General features: G+C 68.1%; 6 protein-coding genes and 1 pseudogene. 5 read left to right on the forward strand and 2 right to left on the reverse strand.

Annotation, left to right across the window (positions count from 1 at the left end; genetic code table 11):
• Positions 1-694, reverse strand: a pseudogene (locus tag HUU94_RS02615) (double-strand break repair protein AddB); the annotation flags it as partial.
• A 204-nt stretch (positions 695-898) separates the two neighbouring features.
• On the opposite strand from HUU94_RS02615, the gene HUU94_RS02620 reads away from it, so the two are divergent.
• A complete protein-coding gene (locus tag HUU94_RS02620) occupies positions 899-1093 on the forward strand; it encodes a hypothetical protein (RefSeq protein ID WP_174273569.1) in 195 nt (64 codons plus the stop codon).
• 7 nt (positions 1094-1100) lie between these two features.
• Here HUU94_RS02620 and HUU94_RS02625 read toward each other — a convergent pair whose 3' ends face one another.
• Complete coding sequence (locus HUU94_RS02625; RefSeq protein WP_174273570.1) at positions 1101-1631, reverse strand: gamma carbonic anhydrase family protein; 531 nt, start codon at positions 1629-1631, stop codon at positions 1101-1103.
• Positions 1632-1831: 200 nt separating this feature from the next.
• Here HUU94_RS02625 and coaBC point away from each other — a divergent pair, with 200 nt between their 5' ends.
• The 4 genes from coaBC to HUU94_RS02645 all read left to right on the forward strand — a co-directional run.
• Positions 1832-3019 carry a bifunctional phosphopantothenoylcysteine decarboxylase/phosphopantothenate--cysteine ligase CoaBC gene (gene coaBC, locus HUU94_RS02630; RefSeq protein WP_174273571.1) on the forward strand — a complete coding sequence of 396 codons (1188 nt, stop codon included), beginning with the start codon at positions 1832-1834 and terminating at the stop codon, positions 3017-3019.
• Entirely contained in the window at positions 3006-3455 is a 450-nt protein-coding gene (gene dut, locus HUU94_RS02635; RefSeq protein ID WP_174273572.1) for a dUTP diphosphatase, read from the forward strand. Before coaBC ends, dut begins: the two co-directional genes overlap by 14 nt.
• 34 nt (positions 3456-3489) lie before the next feature.
• Positions 3490-3972, forward strand: coding sequence for a DUF29 domain-containing protein (locus HUU94_RS02640; protein ID WP_174273573.1), 483 nt, complete (start codon positions 3490-3492; stop codon positions 3970-3972).
• Positions 3969-4674: HesA/MoeB/ThiF family protein (locus tag HUU94_RS02645; RefSeq protein WP_174273574.1), on the forward strand; the 706-nt coding region annotated here is incomplete at its 3' end. The genes HUU94_RS02640 and HUU94_RS02645, both read left to right, overlap by 4 nt.

Raw genomic sequence — 4674 nt, forward strand, 5'->3', positions numbered from 1 at the left:
CGACGCAGCGGAGCAACCGCGCGACCGCCGGCCCCGCCGCGCTGATCCCCGCCGCGACGACGAACGCTGCGGGCGGCTCCTGCGCCCAGTGCCGCGCCGCGCGATCGATCAGCAGGTTTCGCCGCGTCGCGAGATCGATCATCCCCAGCCGCGCAAGCTCCTCAGGCCAGCGCGCGAGGATCACCTCCAGCATTGCGAGCGAGGCCTGCCAGTGCACCGCCAGTTCCTCCGGCACGGCTTCGGTCAACCGCGATGCCGGCACTTCCGCGACGATCAACTGGTCGAGCGTGCGCGCGAGATCGGCGGCGAGCCGCATCGCCTCCCCCGCATCGATCGGCGCGCCGGCGGCCGCGCGGACATCCTCGATCAGCCGCGCGAGGATCAACTGGCGCCGCAGCGGATCGATCGCAGGCGGCGGCGCCCGATCGTCGGCCGGATCGAATAGCGATCCCAGGCGATCGTCGAGCGCGGGATCGCCGATCGAGGCCAGACGGGGCAGAAGCAGTCCGCCTCCCGAATGGCGGACGAAGCCGTCCCGCACCGCGCGCACCGCGCGTTCGTTGGGCAGCAGGATCAGCCCCCGCGCCAGCGCCATGGGATCGCCGCCATGACGGATCAGCAGCCCTTGCGCGAGGGCATCCGCGAAACCACGGTGCGGCGGGATCGAAAAGACGGACGGCGTGTGAGCACTCATGTCGGCCCGACATAGAAGGCTCCCGTGCCGGCGGAAACCATCCAGGCAATGGGCGTGCGATATCGGATCGACGGCGTAAACAATGATTGCATTTCAAACTTGGCGCTTGGCACGGAGCCCTAAGCAATGCTTGGGGAAGGGGAACGGCCAGCCGAATGCAATCTCGGGAATTAGCGGTCGCAATCATCCCCCTGAAAGCTGGTCATGCGTTATTACCGCTTATACTTCATCGATTCGCTCGGTCACATCGAAGACGTGCGCGAATGCATGCTTGCCGATGATGCCGCCGCGATCGCCGAAGCCCGGCGGCTGAACCATGCCTCCGTCATCGAAATCTGGTGTCAGGGCAGCAAGATCGTCGATGTCGAACCCGGCAAGCTGCGCCGCCGGTTTTCCTGACGATCGGTCAGTCGCAGCGGCGCAGCCCCGCCGCATAGCCTTGGGCACGCCCCGCATAGGATTTCGCCGACGCGCGGATCGCCGCCACCTCCGCATCCTCCAGCGCGCGCACCACCTTGGCGGGCGCGCCCATGATCATGCTGCGCGGGGGAAAGGTCTTGCGCTCTGTCACCAACGCGCCCGCCGCCACGATACATTCCGCGCCGATCACCGCCTCGTTGAGGATGGTGGCGCCCATGCCGATCAGCGTATCGTCGCCGATCGTGCATCCGTGAAGGATCGCGTGGTGGCCGATCGTCACGCCGCTGCCGATGGTCAAGGGCGCATGCGGATCGGAATGCAGCATCGCGCCTTCCTGCACATTGGTGCCCGGCCCCACCAGGATCGGCGTATTGTCCGCGCGGATCACCGCGCCGAACCAGACGGAGGCGTCTTCGCCCAGCCGCACGTCGCCGATCAATTCGGCCGACGGGGCGATCCAGGCGCTGCCGTCTTCGGCGAGCGTCGGGCTTTGCCCGTCGAGCGCGTAGAGCGGCATCAGCCCTCCGCCCGGCAACAGACGCCCTGATCGACCCGGCGCGCCGGCGGCTCGGCTATCCGCAGACCGGCCTCGTGGATCATCGTCATCATGCTTCCGTAGCCCCGCGGAAGCCGAATATCGAGGGTGAGGCCCTCCGGTATCGGCACGGCTCGCGTCACCCCTCGACTCGGCCGCCCCGATGCGCCACCAACCGCGCGATGACGGGCGCGCGCATCCTGCTGATCGTCGGCGGCGGCATCGCTGCCTATAAGGCATGCGAATTGGTGCGCGGGCTGCGCAAGGCGGGCAAATCGGTGCGCTGCGTGCTCACCTCCGGCGGCGCGCATTTCGTGACGCCGATGACGCTCGCGGCGCTGAGCGAACAGCCCGTCCACACCTCGCTCTGGGATCTCAAGGACGAGGCCGAGATGGGGCATATCCAGCTCAGCCGCGAGGCCGATCTGGTCGTCGTCTGCCCCGCCACCGCCGATCTGCTCGCCCGGATGGCGACGGGTATCGCCGACGATCTCGCGACGACGCTGCTGCTCGCGACCGACAAGCCCGTGCTCGCCGCGCCCGCGATGAACGTGCGCATGTGGGAGCATGCGGCGACGCGACGCAACGTCGAGCGCCTGCGTGACGATGGCGTGACGGTGATCGAGCCCGACGAGGGGCCGATGGCGTGCGGCGAATATGGCGCGGGGCGGCTGCCCGAGGTCGACGCGATTCTCGCGGCGATCGATGCGGCGCTCGCTTCGCCTCAGAAAATTCCTCTTTCGGGCAAGCACGCGATCGTTACCGCCGGGCCGACGCACGAGCCGATCGATCCGGTGCGCTATCTCGCCAATCGCTCGTCGGGCAAGCAGGGGTTCGCGATCGCGGCGGCCCTGGCGAAGCTGGGGGCGGAGGTGACGCTGGTCGCCGGTCCCGTCGCACTCGCGACGCCGCCGGGGGTTGCGCGCATCGATGTCGAAACCGCGCGCGAGATGGCCGCCGCCGTCGCCGCCGCGCTCCCCGCGGAGATCGCCGTGCTCACCGCCGCCGTCGCCGATTGGCGGGTCGACGCCGCGTCGCAGAAGATCAAGAAGGGCAGCGCCGATGCGCCCGCGCTCGCCCTCGTCGAAAATCCCGATATCCTCGCTTCCCTCGCCACCGGCCCGCATCGCCCCGCGCTGCTCATCGGTTTCGCCGCCGAGACCGAGAATGTCATCGACCACGCCGTCGCCAAGCGCGCGCGCAAGCGGTGCGACTGGATCGTCGCCAACGATGTTTCGGGCGACGTGATGGGCAGCGACCGCAACACCGTTCACCTGATCACCGCCGAGGGCATCGAGGATTGGCCCTCGGGTTCCAAGCAGGAGATCGCCGCCCGGCTCGCCGAGAGGATCGCCGATGCCCTCGCCTGAAATCGCCATCCGCCTCGTCCGCCTCGCGCACGGCGCCGGCCTCCCCCTCCCCGCCTACGCCACCGCGCATGCCGCCGGAATGGACGTCGTCGCCGCCGAGAATGTGACGCTCGTCCCCGGCGCGCGCCACGCGGTCGCCACCGGCTTCGGCATCGCGATTCCGGAAGGCTATGAGGTGCAGGTCCGTCCGCGCTCCGGCCTTGCGCTCAAATACGGCATCACCTGCCTCAACACCCCCGGCACGATCGACGCCGATTATCGCGGCGAGGTGAAGGTGATCCTCGCCAACCTCGGCGATACGCCGTTCGAGGTAAAGCGCGGCGAGCGCATCGCCCAGCTCGTCCCCGCCCAGGTCCAGCGCGCCCGCTTCGAGGAGGTCGACGCCCTTGATGAAACCGCACGCGGCCAAGGCGGGTTCGGCTCGACCGGGCGGTGATGCGTCAAGCGCGCGCGCATGATAAGCGACCAGCATGAACAAGCCGATTCACCCGGTGATTTCCTCTGACGGCGGCAACATCGCCTATGACGGCGACCTATACGGCTGGGCCATCGAACAGGCTGGCTTCCTGCGCGCAGGAAAGGTCGAGCTGGTCGACTGGGCCAATCTCGCGGAGGAGCTGGAGGGTATGGCAAGGAGCGAGTACCGATCGCTGGAGTCGGCGCTTCGCATACTTTTGCTGCACCTCCTGAAATGGGAAGCGCAACCGGGTCTCAGGTCGAAATCCTGGTTGTACAGCATTCAGGAACATGGTGACCGTTACCAGCGCTTGCTTGCCGAAAATCCCAGCTTGAAACAGCATGTCGAGGCGATTCGCGCAGACGCGCATCGGTCGGCGAGACGACTTGCGGCGTCCGAGACGGGCTTGGACATCGATCTCTTCCCGGTCGAACCGCTCGGCTGGAACAGTATCGCAAACCCGCCCGCTCGCGAGGAAGACCTTCCCGCCCGGTGAACCTCACCGACGCACAACTCGATCGATATGCCCGCCACATCATCCTCAAGGAGATCGGTGGCGAGGGGCAGAAGCGGCTGCTCGGGGCCAATGTCGCTCTGATCGGCGCGGGGGGGATCGGTTCGCCGGCGATCCAGTATCTCGCGGCGGCGGGCATCGGCCGGCTGACGGTGATCGACGACGATGCCGTCTCCCTCTCCAATCTCCAGCGGCAGACATTGTTCAGCACGCGCGACATCGGCGCGCGCAAGGTGGCGATGGTCGCCAACATGGTGCAGCGGCTCAACCCCGACGTGCGCGTCAACCCGCAGGCCACGCGTTTAAGTGCGGAGAATGCCGAGGCTTTGCTCGCGGGCGTCGACGTGCTGATCGATGGATCGGACAATTTCGCGACGCGTCTCGCCGCCGCCGATGCGGCGCTGGCGCTGCGCATACCCCTCGTCTCGGCGGCGGTCGGGCAGTTCGAGGGGCAGCTCGCCGTGTATCGCGGCTGGGAGGCGGACAAGCCCTGCTACCGCTGCCTCGTCGGCGCGGCCCCGGATCGGCCCGATGCGAGCTGCGCCGATCAGGGCGTGCTCGGTGCGCTGACCGGGGTGATGGGCAGCCTCGCGGCGATCGAGGCGGTGCGCGCGCTGGTGCCGTTCGGGGAAGATCCGGCGGGCAGGCTGCTGCTCGTCGATGCGCTCGCGTTCCGCTTCCGCA

This window comes from Sphingomonas bacterium, from assembly GCF_903644055.1.
GTDB lineage: Bacteria > Pseudomonadota > Alphaproteobacteria > Sphingomonadales > Sphingomonadaceae > Sphingomonas_I.